Origin of the sequence: Saccharopolyspora hattusasensis, assembly GCF_050972075.1 — a bacterium.
In the GTDB taxonomy this organism is placed as follows: Bacteria; Actinomycetota; Actinomycetes; order Mycobacteriales; family Pseudonocardiaceae; genus Saccharopolyspora; species Saccharopolyspora hattusasensis.
In genome coordinates this window covers 5,573,772-5,600,363 of record NZ_JBPCDC010000001.1, presented here as the reverse complement: position 1 = coordinate 5,600,363, position 26,592 = coordinate 5,573,772, and the positions used below count along the sequence as shown (strand labels likewise).

Sequence of the window (26,592 nt, the reverse complement as noted above, 5' to 3'; positions counted from 1 at the left end):
CCACCGCCCCGGAGTATAGGAGGCACCCACCCCGGCCGCATCTCACACGTGCGGAACATGGAAACCCCGGCAGAGTCCTGATCGCCTGGGGGCGGGCAGGTAGGCCAACCGCGAGGAAGGCGGAATCCTCTGCCGGGAACAAGATGCCCAAGAAGCAAAAGCCGGTCATGCCGATAACGGCGTCATCGTCATCGGGAGAAACCCTGGTGGCGGTGGACGAAAGTCAACAGGAAACCAGCGGCAACACGACGGCACCTCCCGGCCGCCGCCACTGGATAACTGGCCGGATACCGGGCCTGGTGCCCGGGCCTTGAAAGAGGCGCTGACGTGGGCAGGTGAGCCTTTGAAGACAAGCAGCCGAAACCCTGGAACCGAAGGACAAGTTAGACACCGATGGTGAACGGACCCAAGGACGTGACCCTCGACTGGGCCGCCATTGACTGGCGCCTGCACGAGGAAAACGTACGGCGGCTACGGCAGCGGATCTTCAAGGCGGCGCGGGAGGGTTCCCTGGCCACGGTCAGGAACCTGCAGAAACTCATGCTGCGGAGCTGGAGCAACACGCTGGTCAGCGTGCGGCAAGCGACGCAGTTGAACGCGGGACGCAAAACCGCCGGGGTCGATGCGGAGGTCGCCTTGACTCCTCAGGCCAGGATGGAGCTGGCGGTGCGGGTGCATCGCGAAGCCGCAACCTGGCGTCCCCGGCCGGTGAAGAGGGTTTATATACCCAAGGCGGGAAACCGTGCAAAGCTGAGGCCGCTCGGAATTCCGGTCATCGCGGACCGCTGCCATCAAGGCAGGGTCCGTAATGCACTCGAAGCTGAGTGGGAAGCCCAGTTCGAACCCAAGTCTTACGGGTTTCGACCGGGGCGAAGCTGCCATGACGCGATCGGGGCGATCTTCCAGACCTGCTGTTCCGCCAAGACCAAGCGGGTCTGGGCTCTGGACGCGGACCTGGCAGCGGCATTCGACAAGATCGACCACAACCGGCTACTGGAAGCACTCGGGTCTTTCCCGGCCAGGGACCTGATCCGGGAATGGCTGAAAGCCGGTGTGATAGAGGAAGGAAAAGGGTTCACGCCAACCGATGAGGGCACACCCCAGGGTGGCGTGATCAGCCCACTCCTACTGAATGTCGCTCTGCATGGGCTGGAAACAGCAGCCGGAGTCCAATACTACCCCGCCGGCACCAGCGAGGCGAGGAAAATCAAACCGGGCTCACCGATGGTAATTCGGTACGCCGACGACCTGGTCGCACTCTGCCACAGCCAGCGGCAGGCACAGGAAATCAAGGCCAGAATCGCTGAATGGTTGGCACCCAGGGGTCTCAGCTTCAATGAGGAAAAGACCAAGATCGTAAACATCGATGATGATGGGTACGACTTTCTGGGCTTCAACATCAGGCGGTATCACGGCAAGCTGCTGATCAAACCATCGAAAGCGGCTGTCCAGCGAATCCGGGAACGGCTCCGCACCGAGTTCCGCGCCCTGCGCGGGGCGAACGCGGCTGCGGTCATCGCCAGGATCAACCCCATCACCCGGGGTTGGACGGCCTACTACCGGGGCGTGGTCTCGTCCAGCACATTTTCCAGTCTGGACAACTATCTGTGGGTGCTCTGCTACAAGTGGGCAACCTTCAGCCACGCCAACAAGCCGAAGAAATGGATCGTGGCCCGCTACTTCGGCAAATACAACAAGTTCAGAAACGATCGCTGGGTGTTCGGTGACGCCGCCAGCGGCACCTACCTGGCGAAACCCTCCTGGACCGGCATCGTCCGGCACACCATGGTCAAGGGCGCGGCATCCCCAGATGACCCTGCCCTGGCCGAGTACTGGGCCAACCGGCGACGGCGCGTCAAACCCCCGCTGGACAGCTACACGCTGCGCCTGCTCACCAAGCAGGACGGCCGCTGCCCGATCTGCCGGGGACCGATCCTGACCGCCGACCAACCGCAGTCCCCCCACGAATGGGAACGGTGGTGGCAGCACGTCGTCCGACGGGCGATCAACGCCAACTACCTCACCCATCACGGACGGCCCAGCTCACCAGACGGTGACCACACCCGCCTCGTCCACGCGGCCTGCCAGCGCGAACTCCTCGCTCGCCAGCGCAGCCGCACAGCCTGCACTCCCACACCGCCCTCGCGGCTTGCTTGCGCTGACTCGCGGTGAAAGCCGCACGGGCAGTGCTGAGGGGAGGCCAGCGGGGCAACCCGCTGGCCTTACCCGATAAGAGGAAACCGCCAACGACCAGCTCAAGACCCACCTCCGCGGACCCGGACGCATCCTGCGCTCGCGACTACCGGAACTGGTCCGCCAGGAAATCTGGGCCTGGCTGACCGTGCACTACGCCCTGTCCGTGCTCATCGCCCGCGCCGCCGAGGCCGCCGACATCGACCCAGACCGGATCAGTTTCACCCGCACACTGCGCCTCGTCCGCCGTACCGCCACCGGTACGGCGGCTTTTCCCCCCTGAGGACTGGAACACCGCCCTACCCGAGATCCTGGCCGAAATCGCCCGCAAGCCCAACCCCGTCCGACGGCACCGCACCTGCCCCCGCGCGGTCAAACGCGCTCGCCACAACAACTACCGCATCAAAAAACCCGACGAGCCCGCAAGCACCCGCCACCCCGCACCGGCCACCATCCACCTCTACAAACTCCAACCCCGCGCAGCATGATCAACTTAAGCTACGTGGCATTGAGGCAGTACAGGTCGTTGCAGCAGCTGTTCCGGTGGCTGCGTGACGTCGAGGAAGAGATTCCATCCAGCCCGTTCGAGCGGATGCAGGCACCGAAGGTGACCCCCCACCCAGTGGGAGACCTGGTATCGCGGGATACGCAAGGCAATAGCCCACAAGGCCATCGCCGAACACGGCAGCGGTCCGCAACACCGCCATCAGCCTGCTCCGACTCGCCGGCCACACCAACATCGCCGCCACTCGCCGACATCACGCCCGCGATTTCAACCGGCCCATCGAACTGCTCCTGACATGCTAAAACCCGAGTTTGCCGGGACCCTGCTCGCCCCCGCCTATCGCCTGCGCCTCCTTCGCCCGGCCAGCATCGTGTCGCAACTTCCTCTCCGCCGCCCGCACCGCAGCCAACCCCGACCGAACCGTCTGCAACTGATCTGGAGTCCACTGCCCCCGGCTCACCCACTGCTTCGCCAATGCGACCTGCTCACGCACACCGCCCGGGTTGTACTCCGGCGGCATCGCCTGCAAATGCTGCTCCATCCGATCCGTCAGCTCGGCCAACGCCGCAACCTCGGCCGGCACGGATGCCGCAGCCCGCTCCTCTCCCGTCTCACCCAGGTGTTGCCCGGCCGGTTCACCCTCGTCGTTCACCATCACGGCCAACTCCGCCCGCAACTCCTCGATACGCCACTGCGCCTTTTCCCAGTACTCCCGCAAACCCCCATCGAACCCCGGCAACACCGCCAACTCCGCCCGCTCAATCCCGTCCCCGCCCGGCAACGCCTCCACCGAAGCCAGCTCAGACTCGGCCTGCTTCAGCGACTCCCGCAGCAACGCAACCCGCACGTCCGGCTCCTCATCGCGAGCCGCATCCGCCTGCTCCTCCTCAACCAACCCCTCCCGCGTCTCCGCCCGCTCCGCCCGCACATCCGCATCCAACTCCCACTCCGCCCCCCACTCCGTCTGCTGGTCCTCGACCCGGCCCGGCAACGATGCCGCAACCCGCTCCTGCCCGGCCGGATTCCCCATCACCTCCTCAACCGACGCACCAGAAACAACGCCGCTATCCAACCCATCCCATACAACGCCACTCTGCTCCGCGCCACCCGCATCCCCCGACCCAGCCCACTCATCATTCGCCCAATCAAGCCACGCAGCGAGATCTTCGCTTCCCTCCGACCCCGCGTCCTGATCAAAATGTTCGTCCCGATCAGACCCAGCCCGCTCCGATACCCCGCTGGGCACCATCGCATCCCGCTGATCCTGCTGCCCACTTGCCCCCGCACCCACCCTCCCCCCAGCCTCCCCCACCCCCTCAGCCAGCATCATCCCCAGCGCCGCCTTATCTTCCTTCAGCCTTGCCCTCACCGCTTCCAAAACCTTCACAGAAGCAGCCCGCTTAGCCCTCTTGTCCGCCAGCCTGTCCCGCACAGCCTCGGTCGGCTCCCCCAGCGCCTCCAATGCCTCGATATCTTTTTTCAGCCTCGACACTCGCTCCGCCAGCCGATTTTGCTCCTTTTCGTCCTTTTGTATTTTCTTGCGCAAATCGAGCTCAGCCCGCTGCCTCGGAGTCAGCCACCCCTGCTCCTCCAACCCCACAATCTTGTCCTTTTTCCGGCGCCAGTTCGCAACCCTTTCCATCTCCAGCGCCGCCTTATCTTCCTTCAGCCTTGCCCTCACCGCTTCCAAAACCTTCACAGAATCAGCCCGCTTAGCCCTCTTGTCCGCCAGCCTGTCCCGCACAGCCTCGGTCGGCTCCCCCAGCGCCTCCAACGCCTCGATATCTTTTTTCAGCCACGACACTCGGGTCGACAGCCGATTTTTCTCCTTTTCGCCCTTTTGTATTCTCTTGCGCAAATCGAGCTCAGCCCGCTGCGTCAGACTCGCAGCGAGATCGTCGCTTCCCTCCGACCCCGCGTCCTGATCAAAATGTTCGTCCCGATCAGCCCCAGCCCGCTCCGATACCCCGCTGGGCACCATCGCATCCCGCTGATCCTGCTGCCCACTTGCCCCCGCACCCACCCTCCCCCCAGCCTCCCCCACCCCCTCAGCCAGCATCATCCCCAGCGCCGCCTTATCTTCCTTCAGCCTTGCCCTCACCGCTTCCAAAACCTTCACAGAATCAACCCGCTTAGCCCTCTGGTCCGCCAGCCTGTCCCGCACAGCCTCGGTCGGCTCCCCCAGCGCCTCCAACGCCTCGATATCTTTTTTCAGCCTCGACACTCGCTCCGCCAGCCGATTTTGCTCCTTTTCGTCCTTTTGTATTGTCTTGCGCAAATCGAGCTCAGCCCGCTGCCTCGGAGTCAGCCACCCCTGCTCCTCCAACCCCACAATCCGGTCCTTTTTATTCCGGCGCCGGTTCGCAACCTTTTCCGCGTTTTTCCGTCTCCGCTCCGCCACCTCCGGCCCAAACCGGGCCAGATCCTCCCGTTCCTTCTGCGTCAACGTCTCCGGCGGCTTCGCCTCCAACTTCTTAACCAGAGCGGCTTCGGCCCGCTCCTTCCGGCGCCGCGTCGCGGCGTATACCTTGCGTTTCTGTTTCCGCTCCTGCTCCGCACTCGGGTCCTGCTGTGCTGCCGGATTGGTCGGCGCGGGCCCGTCGCCCTCACCGCCGTGATTCCCGGAACCAGCCTCAACAACGGGTCCTTGCACCTTCCGCCGCTTGGGTGCCCGGGAACCCTCGCCGGCCTGCTCCCGTTTCCTCGTCGTGCCGGCCACCGGCCCACCGGGACGCTGACGCTGGGGAGGACCTGCCACCTCGGCGGGCAGCCCAGCCCCCCAGCCCAGGCGCCGCAGCCCGGAACCACTGGGCAACACCACCTCCCGATCCGGTGCCACCTCCGACACCGGAACCACCCACACCCCGAACGCCGCGGAAACATCATCTTTGTCAGCGACCTCCCCCTTCTGCGGATCCACCAGCACGACCCGCCCTTGCCCATCTACGTCGCCGGTATTCACCGCAGCGATCACATGCGCACTACCGTCCGCCCGCAGGTAAATCACCGGCACAGCCACACCCACCGGCACAGCCACCCCCACCAGCCCACCCCGCACATACCACTCAACCCCGGCAACACCAGCCACCCACCAGGCCCTCGCCCCCAACGCCGCCTCCAACCGAGCCGGATCCCGGTCACCCCCAGCCGGCCCCGCCACGAACTGCCGGCCGAACTTCAGAGAATTATGGAACGCCACAAACGCCTCCAGGCAATTCGCCCGGAAACGCTTCTCCCCGGAGAGATAGTTGGCCCGGTTCACCCCCACCAGGAGCCGATACCCGCCCCCCTGCTCGCCCCCGCCTATCGCCTGCGCATCCTTCGCCCGGCCAGCGACGTGTCGTAACTTCCTCTCCGCCGCCTGCACCGCAGCCAACCCCGACCGAACCGTCTGCAACTGACCTGCAGTCCACTGCCCCTGGCTCACCCACTGCTTCGCCCCTTCGACCCGCTCACGCACACCGCCCGGGTTGTACTCCAGCGGCATCGCCTGCAAATGCTGCTCCATCCGATCCGTCAGCCCGGCCAACGCCGCAATCTCAGCCGGCACGGACGCCGCAGCCCGCTCCTCTCCCGTCTCACCCAGGTGTTGCCCGACCGGTTCACCCTCGCCGTTCACCATCACGGCCAACTCCGCCCGCAACTCCTCGATACGCCGCTGCGCCTTTTCCCAGTACTCCCGCAAACCCCCATCCAACCCCGGCAACACCGCCAACTCCGCCCGCTGAATCCCGTCCCAGCCCGCCAACGCCTCCAACGAAGCCAGGCCAGACTCAGCCTGCTTCAGCGACTCCCGCAGCCACGCAACCCGCACGTCCGGCTCCTCATCGCCGGTCGCATCCCCCCGCTCCTCCTCAACCAACCCCTCCCACGTCTCCGCCTGCACAGCCCGCACAACCGCATCCGACTCCCACTCCGCCCCCCACGCCGTCTGCTGGTCCTCGACCCGGCCGGACAACGATGCCGCAGCCCGCTCCTGCCCGGCCGGATTCCCCATCACCTCCTCAACCCACGCACCAGACTCAACGCCGCTATCCAACCCCGCACCCCATACAACGCCACTCTGCTCCGCCGAACCCGCATCCCCCAACCCAGCCCCCTCCTCATCCGCCCGAGCAAGCCACGCAACGAGATCTTCGCTTCCCCCCGACCACGCGTCCCGATCAAAATGTTCGCCCCGATCAGCCCCAGCCCGCTCCAATACCCCGCTGGGCACCATCGCATCCCACTCATCCCGCTGCCCACTTGCCCCCGCACCCACCCTCCCCCCAGCCTCACCCTCCCCCTCAGCCAGCATCTTCTCCAGCGCTGCATTGTCTTTCTTCAGCCCTGCCCTCACCGCTTCCAAATCCTTCACAGAATCAGCCCACTTAGCCCTCTGGTCCGCCAGCCTGTCCCGCTGAGCCCCGGTCGGCTCCGGCAGCGCCTGCAACGCCTCGATCTCTTTTTTCAGCCGCGACACTCGGGGCGCCAGCCGATTTCCCTCCTCTTGGCCCTCTTGTATTGTCTTGCGCAAATAGAGCTCGGCCCGCTGCGTCGGAGTCAGCTGCTCCTGCGCCTCCAACCACGCAATCGTGGCGACGGTTTTGTTCTTTCTCGACTGGTAAGCGTTCGCGGCAGCTTTCCTTTCCTTCTGCTCCTTCATCAGCCGCTCCGCCAACTCCTCCGCCTGCGCCACATTCAGATTGTTCAGCCTCTCCAACTCCTGCAACTCCGCAATCCGGTCCTTATTATTCCGGCGCCAGTCCGCAACCCTTTCCGCTTTTCTCCGTCTCCGCTCCGCCACCTCCGGCCCAAACCGCTCCAGAACCTCCCGTTCTTTCCGCGTCAACGTCTCCGGAGGCTTCGCCTCCAACTTCTTAACCAGATCGGCTTGGTCCTTTACCGGCTCTTCGCATCTGGCGGGATCTTGTAATCATGTGACTACGCATGGTGCAGCAGAGGTGTTGACGGTGTGTAGCCATTCGGGGCGGGTGGACCGGGACGCGGTGTAGCGGGAGCGGCGTTGTTGATGGGTGACGTTGGTGAACCCGAACGCACCCCGGTAGACGAGCTTGACCAGACGGTTGACGCCCTCGGCGGCGGCGTTGCTGTGGCCGGTGAGCACGCCCCGGGCGATCTCGGTACGCCAGGTGGAGATGGTCTGGGCTAGGGTCACGATCTCCGGGACGCTGGCGCCGATCGTGCCGCAGAAGGTGAAAAACGCGTGGAATGCCCGGCGTAGCCGGTGGCCGGTGGTTGCCACGCCGGTCTGGTTGGGCGAGAGGCCGATCACCGCGCGGAGCAGTTCCTTGGCCCGCCACGCCGCACCGATCTGCCGGCCGTACCCGCCCAGATCGGCCAGGACACACAACAGCTTGTTCCGTGCCCGCTCGGAGAGCTTCTCCTTGCCGCGCACCAACTGGTTCTTGATCGTGTATTCGGGATCGGTGGCGCGGCCACGACGCCCGTAGTGCTCGAAGGTGACCCGGCGCCGCACGTCACCGACCATCGTGTTGGCCAGCTGCACCGCGTGGAAGGCATCCACGATCAAGGCCGCGTGTGGTAGCAGCCCGCTGGTGGTGACCACCGACTTGTACACAGTGGACATATCGATGGTGACGTGGGTGATACCCGCCCGCCAGGCCGGATCCTGGGCGGCCAGCCACGCCGCGGCGTCCACCCCGGCCCGACCTTCGACCTGCCCCAGCAGCCCGTGTCCCCCGGCGGAGTCCACGAACACCGTCTGCCAGCGGTCGGCATCGGCCACCCACTCCCCGGTGGACCGGTCACGGTGATACAGGGGCTTGCCACGGCGATGATCGTCGATGCCCAGCACCGCCACCGGCGGCAACACCCCGCCGCCCACCGACCTCTGGGGGCGGGCGGCCAGATCGGTGCCGACAGCACCGGGATCCGCGTCGGCCACCCTCGGGTCACCGCCGCCGGCGGTCTCCCCGTCCTGACGATCGGGCCCGGCGTCGCAGGCCACACCGGCCCCACGGTCGGTGGTCGTGGTGGTGTCGGTGACCACGATCCCCGCCTGGGCGGCCACCCCGACGAACGCGTCATGCACGGTGTGCCAGGCCATCCCGACCCCGGCGGCCACCCGGGACACCGGCACCAGCCAGTCCCCGACCAGATGCCCCGTCACCGTCCTGGCGTGCGACGAGATCCCGGCTCGCCGATCGGCCAGCGGCCCCGTCTCGACGAAGCTCGCGTTACCGCACTCGGCGTTCCCACACCAGAATCGAGACTTGTGCCAGCTCACCCGCATCGCGACCATCGTCACGTGCTTGACGGTATGCACCGTGGACTCTCTGACCCGCTCCGCGGCGTGCCCACAGCCCGGACAGCACGCCGCCCGCGGGGCCGCGGTCGTCACATGCACCGTCCAGGAACCATCCGCCTCCCGCTCGATCACATCGATCTCGACCCCGTCCAGTCCCAGCAACTGCGCCGGCACCGTAGTCTGTGACACGCGCCCACCCGCCTCTACCGATGATCCTTGCTCTTGGTCGACAAAGATCATCACAGGTTCGGTGGGCGCACCTCGTCCCCGCCCTACACAAGCCGCGGGCGCGGCTACAGAACGCAACAATCAGCTATCACCACAAGTGATCACTCGGATACAGGATCCGCTCCACTGCGAAGAGCCCCTTTACCTTCTGGTTCCGCGTCGCGGCGCGTACCTTGTTTTTCTGTTTCCGTTCCTGCACCTCCGGCCCAAACCGGGCCAGATCCTCCCGTTCCTTCTGCGTCAACGTCTCCGGCGGCTTCGCCTCCAACTTCTTAACCAGAGCGGCTTCGGCCTTTTCCTTCTGGAGCCGCGTCGCGGCGTATACCTTGCGTTTCTGTTTCCGCTCCTGCTCCGCACTCGGGTCCTGCTGTGCTGCCGGATTGGTCGGCGCGGGCCCGTCGCCCTCACCGCCGTGATTCCCGGAACCAGCCTCAACAACGGGTCCTTGCACCTTCCGCCGCTTGGGTGCCCGGGAACCCTCGCCGGCCTGCTCCCGTTTCCTCGTCGTGCCGGCCACCGGCCCACCGGGACGCTGACGCTGGGGAGGACCTGCCACCTCGGCGGGCAGCCCAGCCCCCCAGCCCAGGCGCCGCAGCCCGGAACCACTGGGCAACACCACCTCCCGATCCGGTGCCACCTCCGACACCGGAACCACCCACACCCCGAACGCCGCGGAAACATCATCTTTGTCAGCGACCTCCCCCTTCTGCGGATCCACCAGCACGACCCGCCCTTGCCCATCTACGTCGCCGGTATTCACCGCAGCGATCACATGCGCACTACCGTCCGCCCGCAGGTAAATCACCGGCACAGCCACACCCACCGGCACAGCCACCCCCACCAGCCCACCCCGCACATACCACTCAACCCCGGCAACACCAGCCACCCACCAGGCCCTCGCCCCCAACGCCGCCTCCAACCGAGCCGGATCCCGGTCACCCCCAGCCGGCCCCGCCACGAACTGCCGGCCGAACTTCAGAGAATTATGGAACGCCACAAACGCCTCCAGGCAATTCGCCCGGAAACGCTTCTCCCCGGAGAGATAGTTGGCCCGGTTCACCCCCACCAGGAGCCGATACCCGCCCCCCTGCTCGCCCCCGCCTATCGCCTGCGCATCCTTCGCCCGGCCAGCGACGTGTCGTAACTTCCTCTCCGCCGCCTGCACCGCAGCCAACCCCGACCGAACCGTCTGCAACTGACCTGCAGTCCACTGCCCCTGGCTCACCCACTGCTTCGCCCCTTCGACCCGCTCACGCACACCGCCCGGGTTGTACTCCAGCGGCATCGCCTGCAAATGCTGCTCCATCCGATCCGTCAGCCCGGCCAACGCCGCAATCTCAGCCGGCACGGACGCCGCAGCCCGCTCCTCTCCCGTCTCACCCAGGTGTTGCCCGACCGGTTCACCCTCGCCGTTCACCATCACGGCCAACTCCGCCCGCAACTCCTCGATACGCCGCTGCGCCTTTTCCCAGTACTCCCGCAAACCCCCATCCAACCCCGGCAACACCGCCAACTCCGCCCGCTGAATCCCGTCCCAGCCCGCCAACGCCTCCAACGAAGCCAGGCCAGACTCAGCCTGCTTCAGCGACTCCCGCAGCCACGCAACCCGCACGTCCGGCTCCTCATCGCCGGTCGCATCCCCCCGCTCCTCCTCAACCAACCCCTCCCACGTCTCCGCCTGCACAGCCCGCACAACCGCATCCGACTCCCACTCCGCCCCCCACGCCGTCTGCTGGTCCTCGACCCGGCCGGACAACGATGCCGCAGCCCGCTCCTGCCCGGCCGGATTCCCCATCACCTCCTCAACCCACGCACCAGACTCAACGCCGCTATCCAACCCCGCACCCCATACAACGCCACTCTGCTCCGCCGAACCCGCATCCCCCAACCCAGCCCCCTCCTCATCCGCCCGAGCAAGCCACGCAACGAGATCTTCGCTTCCCCCCGACCACGCGTCCCGATCAAAATGTTCGCCCCGATCAGCCCCAGCCCGCTCCAATACCCCGCTGGGCACCATCGCATCCCACTCATCCCGCTGCCCACTTGCCCCCGCACCCACCCTCCCCCCAGCCTCACCCTCCCCCTCAGCCACCATCTTCTCCAGCGCTGCCTTGTCTTTCTTCAGCCCTGCCCTCACCGCTTCCAAATCCTTCACAGAATCAGCCCACTTAGCCCTCTTGTCCGCCAGCCTGTTCCGCTCAGCCTCGGTCAGTTCCCGCAGCTTCTGCAGTTCCTGCAACACTTCGATCTCTTTTTTCAGCCTCGACACTCGGGGCGCCAGCCGACTTCTTTGCTCCTTTTCGTCCTTTTGTATTTTCTTGCGCAAATTGTCGGCCCGCTGCGTCGGAGTCAGCTGCCCCTGCTCCGCCGAACCCGCAATCCGGTCCTTTTTATTCCGGCGCCAGTTCGCAACCCTTTCCATCTCCAGCGCCGCCTTGTCTTTCTTCAGCCCTGCCCTCACCGCTTCCAAAATCTTCACAGAATCAGCCCGCTGAGCCTTCTTGTCCGCCAGTCCGTTCCGCTCAGCCTCGGTCGGCTCCCGCAGCTTCTGCAGCTCCTGCAACACTTCGATCTCTTTTTTCAGCCTCGACACTCGGGGCGCCAGCCGATTTTTTTGCTCTTGGCCCTTTTGTATTTTCTTGCGCAAATCGAGCTCAGCCCGCTGCGTCGGAGTCAGCTGCCCCTGCTCCTCCAACCCCGCAATCCGGTCCTTTTTATTCCGGCGCGAGTTCGCAGCCCTTTCCATCTCCAGCGCCGCCTTGTCTTTCTTCAGCCCTGCCCTCACCGCTTCCAAAATCTTCACAGAATCAGCCCGCTGAGCCTTCTTGTCCGCCAGTCCGTTCCGCTCAGCCCCGGTCGGCTCCCGCAGCGCCTGCAACGCCTCGATATCTTTTTTCAGCCACGACACTCGGCCCGCCAGCCGATTTTCCTCCTCTTGGCCCTCTTGTATTTTCCTGCGCAAATCGAGCTCGGCCCGCTGCGTCGGACTCGCAGCGAGATCGTCGCTTCCCTCCGACCCCACGTCCTGACCAAAATGTTCGTCCCGATCAGCCCCAACCCGCTCCAATACCCCGCTGGGCACCATCGCATCCCACTCATCCTGCTGCCCACTTGCCCCCGCACCCACCCTCCCCCCAGCCTCACCCACCCTCCCCCCAGCCTCACCCACCCCCTCAGCCAGCATCCTCCCCAGCGCCGCCTTATCTTCCTTCAACCTTTCCCTCACCGCTTCCAAATCCTTCACAGAAACAGCCCGCTTAGCCTTCTGGTCCGCCAGTCTGTCCCGCTCAGCCCCGGTCAGCTTCCGCAGCGCCTGCAACTCCTGCAACACTTCGATCTCTTTTTTCAGCCACGACACTCGGGCTGCCAGCCGTTGTTCCTCCTCTTGGCCCTTTTGTATTTTCTTGCGCAAATCGAGCTCGGCCCGCTGCGTCGGAGTCAGCTGCCCCTGCTCCTCCAACCACGCAATCGCGGCGACGGATTCGTCTTTTTTATTCCGGAGCCAGTTCGCAACCTTTTCCGCGTTTTTCCGTCTCCGCTCCGCCACCTCCGGCCCAAACCGGGCCAGATCCTCCCGTTCCTTCTGCGTCAACGTCTCCGGCGGCTTCGCCTCCAACTTCTTAACCAGAGCGGCTTCGGCCCGCTCCTTCCGGCGCCGCGTCGCGGCGTATACCTTGCGTTTCTGTTTCCGCTCCTGCTCCGCACTCGGGTCCTGCTGTGCTGCCGGATTGGTCGGCGCGGGCCCGTCGCCCTCACCGCCGTGATTCCCGGAACCAGCCTCAACAACGGGTCCTTGCACCTTCCGCCGCTTGGGTGCCCGGGAACCCTCGCCGGCCTGCTCCCGTTTCCTCGTCGTGCCGGCCACCGGCCCACCGGGACGCTGACGCTGGGGAGGACCTGCCACCTCGGCGGGCAGCCCAGCCCCCCAGCCCAGGCGCCGCAGCCCGGAACCACTGGGCAACACCACCTCCCGATCCGGTGCCACCTCCGACACCGGAACCACCCACACCCCGAACGCCGCGGAAACATCATCTTTGTCAGCGACCTCCCCCTTCTGCGGATCCACCAGCACGACCCGCCCTTGCCCATCTACGTCGCCGGTATTCACCGCAGCGATCACATGCGCACTACCGTCCGCCCGCAGGTAAATCACCGGCACAGCCACACCCACCGGCACAGCCACCCCCACCAGCCCACCCCGCACATACCACTCAACCCCGGCAACACCAGCCACCCACCAGGCCCTCGCCCCCAACGCCGCCTCCAACCGAGCCGGATCCCGGTCACCCCCAGCCGGCCCCGCCACGAACTGCCGGCCGAACTTCAGAGAATTATGGAACGCCACAAACGCCTCCAGGCAATTCGCCCGGAAACGCTTCTCCCCGGAGAGATAGTTGGCCCGGTTCACCCCCACCAGGAGCCGATACCCGCCCCCCTGCTCGCCCCCGCCTATCGCCTGCGCATCCTTCGCCCGGCCAGCGACGTGTCGTAACTTCCTCTCCGCCGCCTGCACCGCAGCCAACCCCGACCGAACCGTCTGCAACTGACCTGCAGTCCACTGCCCCTGGCTCACCCACTGCTTCGCCCCTTCGACCCGCTCACGCACACCGCCCGGGTTGTACTCCAGCGGCATCGCCTGCAAATGCTGCTCCATCCGATCCGTCAGCCCGGCCAACGCCGCAATCTCAGCCGGCACGGACGCCGCAGCCCGCTCCTCTCCCGTCTCACCCAGGTGTTGCCCGACCGGTTCACCCTCGCCGTTCACCATCACGGCCAACTCCGCCCGCAACTCCTCGATACGCCGCTGCGCCTTTTCCCAGTACTCCCGCAAACCCCCATCCAACCCCGGCAACACCGCCAACTCCGCCCGCTGAATCCCGTCCCAGCCCGCCAACGCCTCCAACGAAGCCAGGCCAGACTCAGCCTGCTTCAGCGACTCCCGCAGCCACGCAACCCGCACGTCCGGCTCCTCATCGCCGGTCGCATCCCCCCGCTCCTCCTCAACCAACCCCTCCCACGTCTCCGCCTGCACAGCCCGCACAACCGCATCCGACTCCCACTCCGCCCCCCACGCCGTCTGCTGGTCCTCGACCCGGCCGGACAACGATGCCGCAGCCCGCTCCTGCCCGGCCGGATTCCCCATCACCTCCTCAACCCACGCACCAGACTCAACGCCGCTATCCAACCCCGCACCCCATACAACGCCACTCTGCTCCGCCGAACCCGCATCCCCCAACCCAGCCCCCTCCTCATCCGCCCGAGCAAGCCACGCAACGAGATCTTCGCTTCCCCCCGACCACGCGTCCCGATCAAAATGTTCGCCCCGATCAGCCCCAGCCCGCTCCAATACCCCGCTGGGCACCATCGCATCCCACTCATCCCGCTGCCCACTTGCCCCCGCACCCACCCTCCCCCCAGCCTCACCCTCCCCCTCAGCCAGCATCTTCTCCAGCGCTGCATTGTCTTTCTTCAGCCCTGCCCTCACCGCTTCCAAATCCTTCACAGAATCAGCCCACTTAGCCCTCTGGTCCGCCAGCCTGTCCCGCTGAGCCCCGGTCGGCTCCGGCAGCGCCTGCAACGCCTCGATCTCTTTTTTCAGCCGCGACACTCGGGGCGCCAGCCGATTTCCCTCCTCTTGGCCCTCTTGTATTGTCTTGCGCAAATAGAGCTCGGCCCGCTGCGTCGGAGTCAGCTGCTCCTGCTCCTCCAACCCCGCAATCCGGTCCTTTTTATTCCGGCGCGAGTTCGCAGCCCTTTCCATCTCCAGCGCCGCCTTGTCTTTCTTCAGCCTTTCCCTCACCGTTTCCAACTCCGACGCAAGACCAGTTAACTCAGCCTTCTTGTCCGCCAGTCTGTTCCGCTGAGCCTCGGTCGGCTCCCCCAGCGCCTGCAACGCCTCGATCTCTTTTTTCAGCCGCGACACTCGGGGCGCCAGCCGATTTCCCTCCTCTTGGCCCTCTTGTATTTTCTTGCGCAAATCGAGCTCGGCCCGCTTCGGACTCGCAGCGAGATCGTCGCTTCCCTCCGACCCCGCGTCCTGATCAAGGTGTTCGTCCGGATCAGCCCCAGCCTGCTCCGATACCTCGCTGGGCACCATTGCATCCCGCTCATACTGCTGCCCACTTGCCCCCGCACCCACCCTCCCCCCAGCCTCCTCCTCCCCCTCAGCCAGCATCCTCTCCAGCGCCGCGTTATCTTTCTCCAGCCTTTCCCTCACCGCCTCCAAAACGTTCACAGAATCAGCCCGCTTAGCCCTCTGGTCCGCCAGCCTGTCCCGCTCAGCCTCGGTCGGCTCCGGCAGCGCCTGCAACGCCTCGATCTCTTTTTTCAGCTTCGACACTCGGGGCGCCAGCCGCTTTCCCTCCTCTTCGTCCTTTTGTATTTTCTTGCGCAAATCGAGCTCGGCCCGCTGCCTCGGAGTCAGCCGCTCCTGCTTCTCCAACCACGCAATCGCGGCGACGGATTCGTCTTTTTTATTCCGGCGCCGGTTCGCAACGCTTTCCGTGTTTTTCCGTCTCCGCTCCGCCACCTCCGGCCCAAACCGGGCCAGATCCTCGCTTTCCTTCTGCGTCAACTCCTCCCGCGGCTTCCGCTGCAACTTCTTAACCAGGGCGGCTTCGGCCTTCTTCTTCTGGCGCCACGTCGCGTCGTATACCTTTTTTTTCTGTTTCCGCTCCTGCTCCGCACTCGGGTCCTGCTGTGCTGCCGGATTGGTCGGCGCGGGCCCGTCGCCCTCGCCGCCGTGATTCCCGGAACCAGCCTCAACAACGGGTCCTTGGACCTTCCGCCGCTTGGGTGCCCGGGAACCCCCGCCGGCCTCCTCCCGCGAACCCTGGTCAGCCTTCCCCCGCGTCCTCTTCGTGCCCTTCGTGCTCTTCGTGCCGGCTTTGCCCGCCACCGGCCCGGACGCACCACCCCGACGCTTCGGACCCGTCACCACGGCGGGCAGCCCGGCCCCCCCGTCCTGGCCTCGCCACCGGGAACCACTGGGCGGCAACACCACCTCCTCTTCTACTTCCACCCCCGACACCGCGATCACCCACATCCCGGTCGCAGCCAGGACCTCAGCGGCCTCGGCTGCCTCCCCCTTCTGCGGATTCAGCAGAGCCACCCGCCCTTGCCCATCGCGGTCTTCGGCATGCACCGCAGCGATCACATGAGCGCTACCATCCTGTCGCCGGTAAATCACCGGCACAGCCACGCCCACCGACACACCCTGCACATACCGCTCAACCCCAGCCACACCAGCCATCGGCCGGGCCCTCGCCCCGAACGCCGCCTCCAACCGAGCCGGATCCCGGTCACCCCCAGCCGGCCCCGCCACGAACTGCCGGCCGAACTTCAGAGAATTATGGAACGCCACAAACGCTTCCAGGCAATTCACCCGGAAACGCTTCTCCCCGAAGAAATAATTGGCCTGATTCACCCCCCGCAGGAACAGATATCCAGACCCCACCGGCCCACCCTCCGCTACCGGAGCTGAAACCGCCCACACCCCAGAATCCCGCCTCACCGCATCCGGCCCTAGCGCATCCTCCGGCGCTCGTTTCGGGCCCGCACCACCGGGTTCGTTGCCACCGGGCCTGGCCTGGTTCGCCCTCACACCACCAGGCCAGGCCCGGCGACGTCGTACACCAGCAGCGGGATCGGCGGAAGTGCGTCGCGCCCCCTCACCGGTCGCCTCTCCTTCCCGGGACGCCCGCCCGGGCTGTTCCGACACGCGGGAAACACCGCGCCTGGGCTGCACTACCGCCCCGCCCGGACCAGCATCACGGGACCGGGCAGCATCACCCTTTGGACTCGACCGCTGGAGCTGCCCCGCCATCGATTCCAGGCCGCGTTCCACAACACCAGCAGAATCAGCACCGCTGGACATGCCGGCCGCCTGAGCCACCGCCACGGGATCAGCCGACCACGGCACCGCGCCAGAATCCCCGGACTCCTCCTCCACAGCGGTTGCATCAACCCGGCGCAGGTCCTGTTCCGGCCACTGCGCCGACCGAGGGCCGGAAAGCCGCGTGCCCGCCTGGCCATCGTGTGTGGTAGCCGCGGACCGTGGGTACCCGGCCACCGACCTCGCCTGGGCAGACGCCGTCCCGGTAGCCGATGCCTCACCCCGGGTCACCGTCTTGCCACCGGCGGCGGCCGGGAACGTTGCCGAGGCGTCCGCCAGACCGGCCACGCCCCCACTCCGCCCGCCGGCCAGCACCGCGGCACCAGGCCCGGCCAGCGGCTTGGGACGAGAACCATTCGCGGGGAACACCGTCCATCGCGGCTCGCGCCCGGCCTGTTCCGGCGTCGTCATCGCGACAACGTGGCGGCCCAAATCCTGCGCCAGTGCCGACCCCTGACCCCGCGTCACCACCACACCCGCAGTCGGATCGCTGGGGGACACCAGCAGCACAGGCCCGCCCATGGAATCCGCGGCACCCTGCACGAACTTTGCCAACCCGCCACCAGCAGCCACATCCGCGGTCACCGGCACCCGCACCGTGTCCGCCGGCAACACCGCCGGCGACACCGCCGCCGGATCCCGATGCAGAGACGGCGCCGCCTGCGACCCGCCCCCCGGCAGCGTCACCGAATCCGGCGACACCACCGCCTCATCTTGGCGGTGCGAATCCCCACGCCCCGCGACCGAGTCCGTACCGGGATCCCCATCGCGGCCGGTCACCCCACCCGGCGACCCCGGATGCCCCCCGGCCACACGACCATCGGAATCCACGACAGACCCGGACCCGGCAGTCTCCGATGCCGGATGCCCCGCAGGCACACGATCGTCAGCAGACCCGGGCCTGACTGTCTCCGGGCGCAGGGGATCCGCGGGCACATCGGAAGCTTGTGGGGTCACCGTCGGGGAGTCTGGTGTCTTCGAGGCAGACACCTCCAGCGGCCGCTTCCCGGGTACGGCCTGATCGTCACCGGGATCCGGGCTGTACGGCGGTGGCGGTGTGCCCGGCCGGTCCGGACCAACACCAGGTACCCCACCGGAATATGCCGGTGGCGGTGTGCCCGGCCGGTCCGGACCAACACCAGGTCCCCCACCGGGATATGCCGGTGGTGGTGTGCCCGGCCGGTGCTGGCCGGCACCGGGCACCACCGGAACGTCACGAGCCGGGGTCCCGCCCGGCACACCGCCATCGGCACCCCGCTTACCGTCCGTGCCGTCCTTACCGTCTGTGCCGCCCACAACAGCGGCAGACACCACAGCGGAACCGGGCACCACCAGGTCATCATCAGAAGGCACCGACACCGCAGCCGAATTCACCGACCCGGTATCCGAGAACACAGTGTCCACATCAGACACACTCGGGGAATCCGAGCCGGCCTCGGAATCCGAGTCGGCCCAGCGATCCGATCGCGAGGCATCCGATTGCGAGCCATCCGAGGCATCGGAGGCATCCGATCGCGAGGAATCGGAGGCATCGGATGGGATGAACGTGCTGTCGTCCTTGTCTGGGGAGCCAGGGATGTCCCCTGTCTGCGACCCGGACCCTGCCCCGGGCAGCGGGGTCTTCTCCCCACCGGACCCGCCACCATCGCCGCTGCCGCCGCCCCCGCCCCCGCCGGTGCCCTCGAGGTACGGGCTCGGGCCTACCGGGTGCAGCTTGCCCCGCAACGCCAAACCCGCCAGATTGCCCACACCGCTGAACACCGTCTCGAACCCACCCGCCGACAACGAATACGGGTTCCACGTCAACGGCCCACCCTGCAACAACTGATACAACACTTCCCCGAAAAACTCCGACAACGAACCCGCCACCGCGTCCCCGAACCCGCTGCCCATCTTCACCAACCACATCGTCCCCACCTGCATCCCCGCATAGTTATCCACACTCTTGCCCACCGCGTCCGCGAACTTCGCCATCGCCGACACCGGATACAACTCCGCGTGCTCGGCCACCGCTTTCTTCACCGCCGCCTCCAGAATCGCCGCATCCACGTCATCGCCCAGGCCCTTCACCAGGACCTTCGTCAACGTGTTGCTGACCAGACCGCCCACCGCCGACAACGGCAGCGCCACCAACGCCGAGAACGCCCCCATCCCCGCCGCCTGCTCGGTCAGCGTCCCATCCCACTTCTGAGCCGATTTCTCACCCAGCATCTGCACCTGGGCCTGCAGATCCGGCACCACGTTGAACGCCACACCACCAGCCGCCATCATCGCCAACCGCATGAACAACTGCCCCCACCACCGCGTCAACCACAGCCGCATCGCCGCCATCCGCGCCGCCAGCCACAACAGCGACGCACCACCGGTCGCCCCCGCAAACTGCATCGCCCACGCCATCTCTAACCACAGCAATTCCAGGCTATAAATCGTCATCAACTTCACATACCGCACCTGCTGCGACGTAGCCCGCACGAATACCGCTAAATCCAGTAACGACCCCTGCCCCGAGGACAACAACCCATCAAAAACCCCCAACCCGTCCGCGAACCGGTCCGCGGCCCTCCCCGAAAACCCCGTCCGCACCTTTCCCACCAGCTCCGCCACCAACGCCCGCACCTCACCCAACTCCGCCGCACCCGCCTCCAACGCGTCCGCCACCGCGAACAACGCACCCTCATCCGCATCCGTCATATCCTCACCGGTCAACACCTGAAAAAGCCGCCTCACCCCCTCCGGCACCATGACCGACGAAAACATCACACCCACCCCGCCCCAACGCCACCACAACCCAAGGCAGCAACGAGGTATGCGGCAAGCAGCCCTTCCGCCCCGCTGAGCGCCGGTCCTGTGACCCGCGAGCGCGGTGACGCACCAAAAACCCGGTAGCCGGGCGGCCTCAGCCGACCGGCTATCCGAACCACAACACGCCTCACAATGAGAGCACGGCTCCTTCAAGCAGCAGCATGCACCCACGCCACTCGAATCTACAAAGATATCACTCCCAACGGATACACCTCTGCTGGTGGCAGGGGCTGTCAAGTTTTCGGTGTTACTGTTGATTTCCGTTCGATCTGCGTCTGGCGGACAGGCGTCCGTCGAAGGTGATCTCGAAGGCGTCGAGGGCCTTCTTCCAGGTGTGGTGATGAAGTGCTGCACGGCGTCGCTCCGAAGGAATGGGCGATCCGCAGGTGTAGCCGCATCGGCGGATGTCTCTGTTGATCTTCTTCTGGGCATCCTTGCTAATCGCAGGCAGAAACGCGGTGAATCTCTGCCGTCGCCTTCGCATCCCCGCCGAACAGGCGCCCGAACGGATCGCCGGTCTCCGCGGCAGTCTCCCCGGCGGCGTAGCGCTCGGGGTCAGTGGCGACCAGTTCGCCGCAGCCGGTCTCAACGGAGGCGCCGACCTTTGGTTCAGCGTCATCGGCGGACTGCTGCCCGAACTCTGCCTGGCCATCACCCGCGCCGCAGCCAACGGCGATCCCAACCAGGCCGCGGCCCTGTCGGACCGCATGCAACCGTTGTGGGAGTTGTTCCGCCGCCACAGGAGCCTGCGCGTTATGTCCGCAGCCGAACACCTGGTACTCATCGACCGCCCAACCTGCCCGGCCGCCGCGCGGTCTCGATCCGGACGTGCGACAGGAGGTCGCGGCAGCACTCGAAGCCCTCGGCGTCTGGGCGTGAGCAGACCTGAACTCGACTACGCGCCGTCGGCCGCCACGTGTCACGTGGAGCTCTCGTCACGGCTTCCGCGCTGCTTTACGGCGTAACGGTGGCGTAGCTGGTGTTCCTACTTCGTGGTGAACAGGGATCGCATTTGCTTGCCGATGGCGAGGACGACGGCTCCGAGGAGGAGCAGGCCGCACGCTTCTTGCCCGATCTTCATCCACATCGGGGCCCATGCCGGGCAGCGAGATGATCATCACTATCGCCACCAGGATGATCGCCGAGACGGGTTCGTGTCATGAGTTGCCCGGCGACGGCCTCGCCCAACGGTGGTCCTCCGCATCGCCCGCCAGATTGAGAACGCTCCGAGCTGGAAACACCTAGTGGTGTCGCGAAGAACCCGACCGGTTTTGGGGGGCGGGCGTGTGACTCACGAATTTCCTGATCGACTTGGCGGGATCGCGCTGTCCGTGACGCGCATCGTCGTGTCGTTCCTGTTCATCCAGCACGGCGTGGCCGGCTTGTTCGGCGTTCTGGGCGCCCCGTACCCCGTTCCGCTGTTCATGTGGCCGAGCTGGTGGGCGGGGCTGATCCAGGTCGTCGGCGGGGCTTTGGTCCTCCTCGGACTTTTCACCAGGCCGGCCGCGCTAGTGTGCTCCGGCGCGATGGCCTTCGCGTACTTCACCGTGCACCAGCCCCGGGGACTGCTCCCGATCCTGAACGGCGGGGTTCCGGCCGCGCTGTACAGCTGGTTCTTCCTGCTGTTCGCGATCCTGGGGGCCGGACCGTTCGCGCTCGACGCGCTGCTCCGCCAAGCCCGGCAGGCCCCCGCGCCCACCCAGGCGGGCTGAGTCAAGGCTGAATCACGCGTTGACGCCGGTGAGGGCGAAGAACTCCTGCCTCGACCGCGCGTCCTGTCGCAAGGTGCCCAGCAGCGTCGAGGTTACGGTGTTGGAGCCGGTGGCCTGCACGCCTCGCAGGGTCATGCAGGTGTGCTCCGCCTCGATCACGACGCCGACACCCTTGGGCTTCAGCTGCTCGCACAGCCAGTCGGCGACCTGCTTGGTCAGCCGCTCCTGAACCTGCGGACGGCAGGCGAAGTGCTCGACGACCCGGGCCAGCTTCGACAGCCCGAGGATCCGGTCGCCGGGCAGGTAGCCGACGTGCGCGGTGCCGACGAACGGCAGCAGGTGGTGTTCGCAGACCGAGCGGACCGGGATAGCCCGGGCGAGCACCAGCTCGTCGTACTGCTCCTCGTTCGGGAAGGTCGTCAGGTCGAACGGCCGCGGCGTGAACAGCTCCGCGTAGGCGCGGGCCATCCGCCCCGGCGTGCCGCTCAGGCTCTCGGAATCGGTGGATATCCCCAACGCCCGCAGCAGATCACCGGCCGCTTTCTCGGCGGCCGCGAGGTCGATCTCGCCGTCGGGCTGGTGGGCGACGTGCAGGGCAGGTGCGGACATCAGGCGATCCTCTGGGTCGGTTGCGCCAGGCCACCTGGCTCGGCCACCCGGACTAGTTTCACCAATGAACGCTAGTATTTTTCACGCCAACGGGTCAATGCAGCAGTATGTGACCTCCCCATGCCAATTTCGGACACCACATTGGGCGCGAGAGGCGTTACCGTGGAGGCATGGTGTCCAGCGACGAATCGGCCGCGGGCTCGATGGCGGCGGTCGCAGTACTGGCGGACGACCTGCGGCGTGGGATGTTCGAGTTCATCCGCCGCGCCCGTCGGCCCGTCGGCCGGGACGAGGCGGCCGCCGCGGTCGGCATTTCCCGCAAGCTCGCCGCCTTCCACCTGGACAAGCTCGTCGACGCCGGGTTGCTGTGCGCGCGGTTCGAACCGGTGGGCGGCATCCGCAAGGTCGGCCGCACGCCGAAGGTCTACGAACCCACCGACGCCCACATCAGGGTGAGCATCCCGCCGAGGCGCCCCGACCTGCTGGCCGACATCCTGCTCGATGCGGTGCTCACCGAGGGCGAGCGCGAGACCGCGATCGAGTCGGCGATGCGCACCGCGCGCGAACGTGGACACCGCCTCGGCGCCGAAGAACGCCTCCGCAGCCGCCCCGGCCGCCTCGGCGCCGAACGCGCGCTGACCAGGACCGAAGAGGTTCTCACCCGCTACGGCTTCGAACCCGACCGGGAGACCCCGACCTGCGTCCGGCTGCGCAACTGCCCGTTCCACCCGTTGACCGCCAGGTCGCCGGAGCTGGTTTGCGGGCTCAACCACGTCTTCCTCCAGGGCTTCCTGGCCGGGCTGCAGGCATGGTCCGTGGAGGCCGCCCTGGACCCGCGGCCCGGGGAGTGCTGCGTCGCCCTGCGCAGCACGTGAAGGCTGCTCACCAGCGGGCGCGAAACTGGGGGTGCGCCCGCTGATGGACAGCCGTTCGATCAGCGGACGGCGCTTGCAGGTTCGGGCGCTGCCGTGCTGTCTTCACCTTGGCGCCGGAAGGGCGCGGCGAGGGTAGGCAGGATGTGGTGGCGGTTGCGGATGAGCGCAGCGATCGCGATCACGGCGTAGCTGCCGCACAGGACGTAGCGGGCGGTCTGGCCGGGCAGCGCGAACTGCGCCGCGAACAGCCCGAGCAGCGTCCACGCCGTCCAGCGCGGGAAGCGCAGCGCCAGCAGAGCGGCCACCCCGAGCACCGTTTGGGTCGCGGTGAGCAGGAACTCCTCCACCTGGCGGGCGTCGAGCTGCAGCGCCGTCCCACCACCGCCGAGCAGGTAGGCCACCGGCAGGCTGCCCACCAGCAGCGTCCACTGGTTGACCTTGGCGGAGATCAGCGTGCCGATCGCGTTGGCGCCCTTGCCCCGGACGGCGAACAGGATCGCGACGATGAACTCGGGCGCTTCCGAGGCCAGCGGCGCGAGCCACTGCACGAGCAGGAACTGGTCGATGCCCAGCTGGGTGCCCGTTTCGATCAGCGAGTGGGCGAAGGGTTCGGCGCAGACGACGATTACCGCCGCGGCGAAGACGAACAGTGCGATCACCAGCGGTCGGCGGACGTGCTTGGGCAGCCCGCCGATGGTGGCGGCGGTGCCGACCAGGTCGGGTTCTTCCGCCTCGGCGCGCGAGACCTTCCACAGGTAAAACACGAAGAACCCGAGCAGCGCGAACCCGAGCAGCAGCGAGATCTGACCGGTCGCGGGCACCAGGAACGCGATCATCGAGGCGATCGCGAGGAACCCAAGCTCCACCCGGTTGCCGGACTCCAGGGTCAACTCACGCACCGACTTCCCGGTGCGCCGCTTGACCAGCGCGAGCGCGACGACCACCACCAGCGACCAGCCCAGGCCGAGCAGGAGCCTGTTGGAGCCGGTCATGTTCGCCGCGGCGTAGGCGACGTACTCGGGATTGCTGCCCGCGGTGTAGGCGAAGTAGAGGTCGACCGCGTACTCGGGCAGCACGGCGATCACCGCGAGGATCGCGATCGACAGCCCGCCGGAGATGTCGACCTGCGCCGCTTCCGCGGCCCAGGCCAGCACGAACGACGAGGCCACCACGGCCATCCCGGACAACAGCAATCCCAGCACCGGGCTCGGCGCGAGCCCGGAGAACCGGAGGACCAACGCGGGAACCGCCAGCACTCCGCAGAGCGCGAGCGGTCGCAGCAGCTTGGGGGACATCGAACACCTTCCCGGGCCGTGGCCTGCCTCGGCCGGGACGTCCAGGGGTCTCGGCCAGGCGCAGATCAGCTGGCCGAAGGTCTCGTCCACCCGCGTCGCGGGCGCCACCGCCGGAGAAGGATCTCAGCGTGTCGAACGGTGGGCTTGCGGACTACTCCCCTTCGGAACGAGATCACCCTGGCATTCATTTCGTAGTTTGCGCAACCAACGAAGCATTTGCGCGGCTTCCCACCCGGGGGTTGCGCGATCAGGAACAATCGAGCTCGCCATGCCGAAAAATCGCACGCCGCACGCCGCAGAATCCGACCTGTCCAGGCGGGACGCCGAACCGACCGGGGCCCAGCTGACCGCTGCCGCGGCGACGTTCGCGCTGCTCGCCAGCCCACCACGACTACACCTCGTGTGGTTGATCACACACGGTTCCTACGACGTGGGCACGCTGGCCAAGCGGGTCGGCATCAGCATCGCGACGGTCAGCCAGCACCTGAGCAAGCTCCGGTTGGCGGGTGTCATCACCGCCCGCCGCGACGGCCGCCGCCACCTCTACTCCGTCGACGACCCGCACGTGGTGGCGCTGGTCGAGCAGATCTTCGAGCACATCGCCCCGGACGGCACCCTCGCTCCGGACCCGCCACAGACCCGCTGACGCCAGCGGGCTTCGACGGAGCCCGCTGTGGGGGCGGCGGGAAGTGGGTGCGGACGCCCATTACGGCCGCAGCCTGGTCGCCAGCCTCCTGCGCGCGCCGGCGCAGGCGCGTTTCGGCAGCCGAGCCATAAGCGCGGCTTATGCCCACCTAGGGAATCGGCCCCTACTCGCGGCCTGGAGGTGGGGGGTTTGATGCCTGCTATCCCTACGAGGAGGTAGCGAGATGGCATCACCCCCGGACGCGGTATCGGCTGGAGCAAGTGGCTCCCACCGAGCAACCCCGGTCCTTCTGGTCGGTTCGGATCGGTGTCATCCCGCTGCCGTTCTACGCGCTGCTGGTCGTCGTGCTCGCGGTGCTCGCCTGGCAGGACGACTTGGCGGCCGACATCCCGACGATGGCCGCGCTGCTCGGCGTCTGCAGCTACACCTGCTACGAGGTCGGGCGGCGCATCCCGGGCTTCCGCTCGATCGGCGGGCCGGTCATCCTGGTGACCTTCCTGCCCGCGTTCCTGGTCGCCGCGCAGTGGATCCCCGCCGACTTGGCCAAGCACATCTCGACGTTCTACAAGTCCACGAACTTCCTGTACGTGTTCATCGCCGGGATCATCGTCGGCTCCATCCTGAGCATGAACCGCACGGTGCTGATCAGGGGCTTCCTCAAGATCTTCGTGCCGCTGGCCGCGGGTTCGGCGGCAGCGCTGGTCGTCGGCTCGCTGGTCGGCTGGGCGATCACCGGCGACCTGCACCGGACCGTGCTCTTCATCGTCGTGCCGGGTGATGGGCGGCGGCCTCGGCGAGGGCGCCATCCCGCTGACCCTCGGCTACGCGCAGTCCGGCGCCGGCCAGGCGGAAACACTGCTGGCGCAGGTGCTTCCGGTGGTGCTGCTGGCCAACGTCTGCGCGATCGTGTTCTCCAGCGTGCTGTCCATGATCGGGCAGCGCTTCCCGCAGACCACCGGCTTCGGCAAGATCCAGCCCGCCGAGGACGACGAGCTCGGCCTCGCCGATCGCGGGCACGTCGCCTTCGACATCCGCCAGCTGGCCGCCGCCGGGTTCATGGCCGTCGCGCTGTACCTGCTGGGCGAGGCCACGCACGCGCTGTTCGGCTGGCCGGCGCCGATCGTGATGCTGGTGGCCGCGATCCTGCTGAAGCTGAGCCGCTGGCTGCCGCGCAGCCTGGAGCACCACTCGGGCCTGGTCTACGACTTCATGTCGACGGCCGTGACCTACCCGCTGCTGTTCGCCATCGGGGTGTCGTCCACGCCGTGGAACGAGCTGCTCAAGGCATTCACAGTCGGCACCGTGATCACCATCGTCGCCACCGTTGTCACCATGATGGCCACCGCGATCGTGGTGGGTCGCTGGATGGGCATGTACCCCGTCGACACCGCGATCGTCGTCGGCACGCACACCGGCATGGGTGGCACCGGCGACGTCGCGATCCTCAGCGCCACCCGGCGCATGGCGCTGATGTCGTTCGCGCAGATCGCGACGCGCATCGGCGGCGCGATCACGGTGACCGTCGCGCTCATCGCCCACGCCAACCTGTACTGAGAGGTGGA

At 66.7% G+C, this 26,592-nt stretch carries 11 protein-coding genes and 1 pseudogene; 6 read left to right on the top strand and 6 right to left on the bottom strand.

Features of this window, described 5'->3' with window-relative positions; all coding sequences use genetic code 11:
- Positions 1-393 precede the first annotated feature (393 nt).
- Positions 394-2,172 (top strand): group II intron reverse transcriptase/maturase, encoded by a 1,779-nt coding sequence (gene ltrA, locus ACRXBZ_RS26710; protein WP_433879290.1) that lies wholly within the window; start codon positions 394-396, stop codon positions 2,170-2,172.
- Between the two features lie 824 nt (positions 2,173-2,996).
- On the opposite strand, the gene ACRXBZ_RS26705 is transcribed toward ltrA, so the two are convergent.
- The 4 genes from ACRXBZ_RS26705 to ACRXBZ_RS26690 form a co-directional block, all read right to left on the bottom strand.
- Positions 2,997-7,553, bottom strand: coding sequence for a coiled-coil domain-containing protein (locus tag ACRXBZ_RS26705; protein ID WP_433881413.1), 4,557 nt, complete (start codon positions 7,551-7,553; stop codon positions 2,997-2,999).
- 60 nt (positions 7,554-7,613) lie between these two features.
- Positions 7,614-9,158, bottom strand: coding sequence for a transposase (locus ACRXBZ_RS26700; RefSeq protein WP_433879170.1), 1,545 nt, complete (start codon positions 9,156-9,158; stop codon positions 7,614-7,616).
- A gap of 127 nt (positions 9,159-9,285) precedes the next feature.
- Positions 9,286-19,848: a WXG100-like domain-containing protein gene (locus ACRXBZ_RS26695; protein WP_433881412.1), complete on the bottom strand. Its 10,563-nt coding sequence runs from the start codon at positions 19,846-19,848 to the stop codon at positions 9,286-9,288.
- A gap of 482 nt (positions 19,849-20,330) precedes the next feature.
- Complete coding sequence (locus tag ACRXBZ_RS26690) at positions 20,331-20,666, bottom strand: hypothetical protein (RefSeq protein WP_433881411.1); 336 nt, start codon at positions 20,664-20,666, stop codon at positions 20,331-20,333.
- Between the two features lie 558 nt (positions 20,667-21,224).
- Between ACRXBZ_RS26690 and ACRXBZ_RS26685 the strand changes: the two genes are divergently transcribed.
- Positions 21,225-21,605 (top strand): DoxX family protein, encoded by a 381-nt coding sequence (locus ACRXBZ_RS26685; protein WP_433881410.1) that lies wholly within the window; start codon positions 21,225-21,227, stop codon positions 21,603-21,605.
- A gap of 12 nt (positions 21,606-21,617) precedes the next feature.
- On the opposite strand, the gene folE is transcribed toward ACRXBZ_RS26685, so the two are convergent.
- Positions 21,618-22,214, bottom strand: coding sequence for a GTP cyclohydrolase I FolE (gene folE, locus ACRXBZ_RS26680; protein ID WP_168586914.1), 597 nt, complete (start codon positions 22,212-22,214; stop codon positions 21,618-21,620).
- A gap of 203 nt (positions 22,215-22,417) precedes the next feature.
- Here folE and ACRXBZ_RS26675 point away from each other — a divergent pair, with 203 nt between their 5' ends.
- Positions 22,418-23,089, top strand: a complete 672-nt coding sequence (locus tag ACRXBZ_RS26675) for a helix-turn-helix transcriptional regulator (protein ID WP_433883979.1) — start codon at positions 22,418-22,420, stop codon at positions 23,087-23,089.
- Positions 23,090-23,148: 59 nt separating this feature from the next.
- On the opposite strand, the gene ACRXBZ_RS26670 is transcribed toward ACRXBZ_RS26675, so the two are convergent.
- Complete coding sequence (locus tag ACRXBZ_RS26670; protein WP_433881409.1) at positions 23,149-24,384, bottom strand: calcium:cation antiporter family protein; 1,236 nt, start codon at positions 24,382-24,384, stop codon at positions 23,149-23,151.
- Between the two features lie 268 nt (positions 24,385-24,652).
- On the opposite strand from ACRXBZ_RS26670, the gene ACRXBZ_RS26665 reads away from it, so the two are divergent.
- From ACRXBZ_RS26665 to ACRXBZ_RS26655, 3 genes and pseudogenes are all read left to right on the top strand, one after another.
- Entirely contained in the window at positions 24,653-25,030 is a 378-nt protein-coding gene (locus tag ACRXBZ_RS26665) for an ArsR/SmtB family transcription factor (protein WP_168586911.1), read from the top strand.
- 260 nt (positions 25,031-25,290) lie between these two features.
- A pseudogene (locus ACRXBZ_RS26660) lies at positions 25,291-25,743 on the top strand (2-hydroxycarboxylate transporter family protein); the annotation flags it as partial.
- A gap of 64 nt (positions 25,744-25,807) precedes the next feature.
- Complete coding sequence (locus ACRXBZ_RS26655; RefSeq protein ID WP_433883978.1) at positions 25,808-26,584, top strand: 2-hydroxycarboxylate transporter family protein; 777 nt, start codon at positions 25,808-25,810, stop codon at positions 26,582-26,584.
- Positions 26,585-26,592 lie beyond the last annotated feature (8 nt).

Excerpts from the sequence above, each read along its gene's own strand:
- ACRXBZ_RS26695 (WP_433881412.1), bottom strand. The coding sequence starts at position 19,848 with ATGTTTTCGTCGGTCATGGTGCCGGAGGGGGTGAGGCGGCTTTTTCAG.
- ACRXBZ_RS26665 (WP_168586911.1), top strand. The coding sequence starts at position 24,653 with ATGCCGAAAAATCGCACGCCGCACGCCGCAGAATCCGACCTGTCCAGG.
- ACRXBZ_RS26655 (WP_433883978.1), top strand. The coding sequence starts at position 25,808 with ATGGGCGGCGGCCTCGGCGAGGGCGCCATCCCGCTGACCCTCGGCTAC.
- folE (WP_168586914.1), bottom strand. The coding sequence starts at position 22,214 with ATGTCCGCACCTGCCCTGCACGTCGCCCACCAGCCCGACGGCGAGATC.
- ACRXBZ_RS26675 (WP_433883979.1), top strand. The coding sequence starts at position 22,418 with ATGGCGGCGGTCGCAGTACTGGCGGACGACCTGCGGCGTGGGATGTTC.
- ACRXBZ_RS26670 (WP_433881409.1), bottom strand. The coding sequence starts at position 24,384 with ATGTCCCCCAAGCTGCTGCGACCGCTCGCGCTCTGCGGAGTGCTGGCG.
- ltrA (WP_433879290.1), top strand. The coding sequence starts at position 394 with ATGGTGAACGGACCCAAGGACGTGACCCTCGACTGGGCCGCCATTGAC.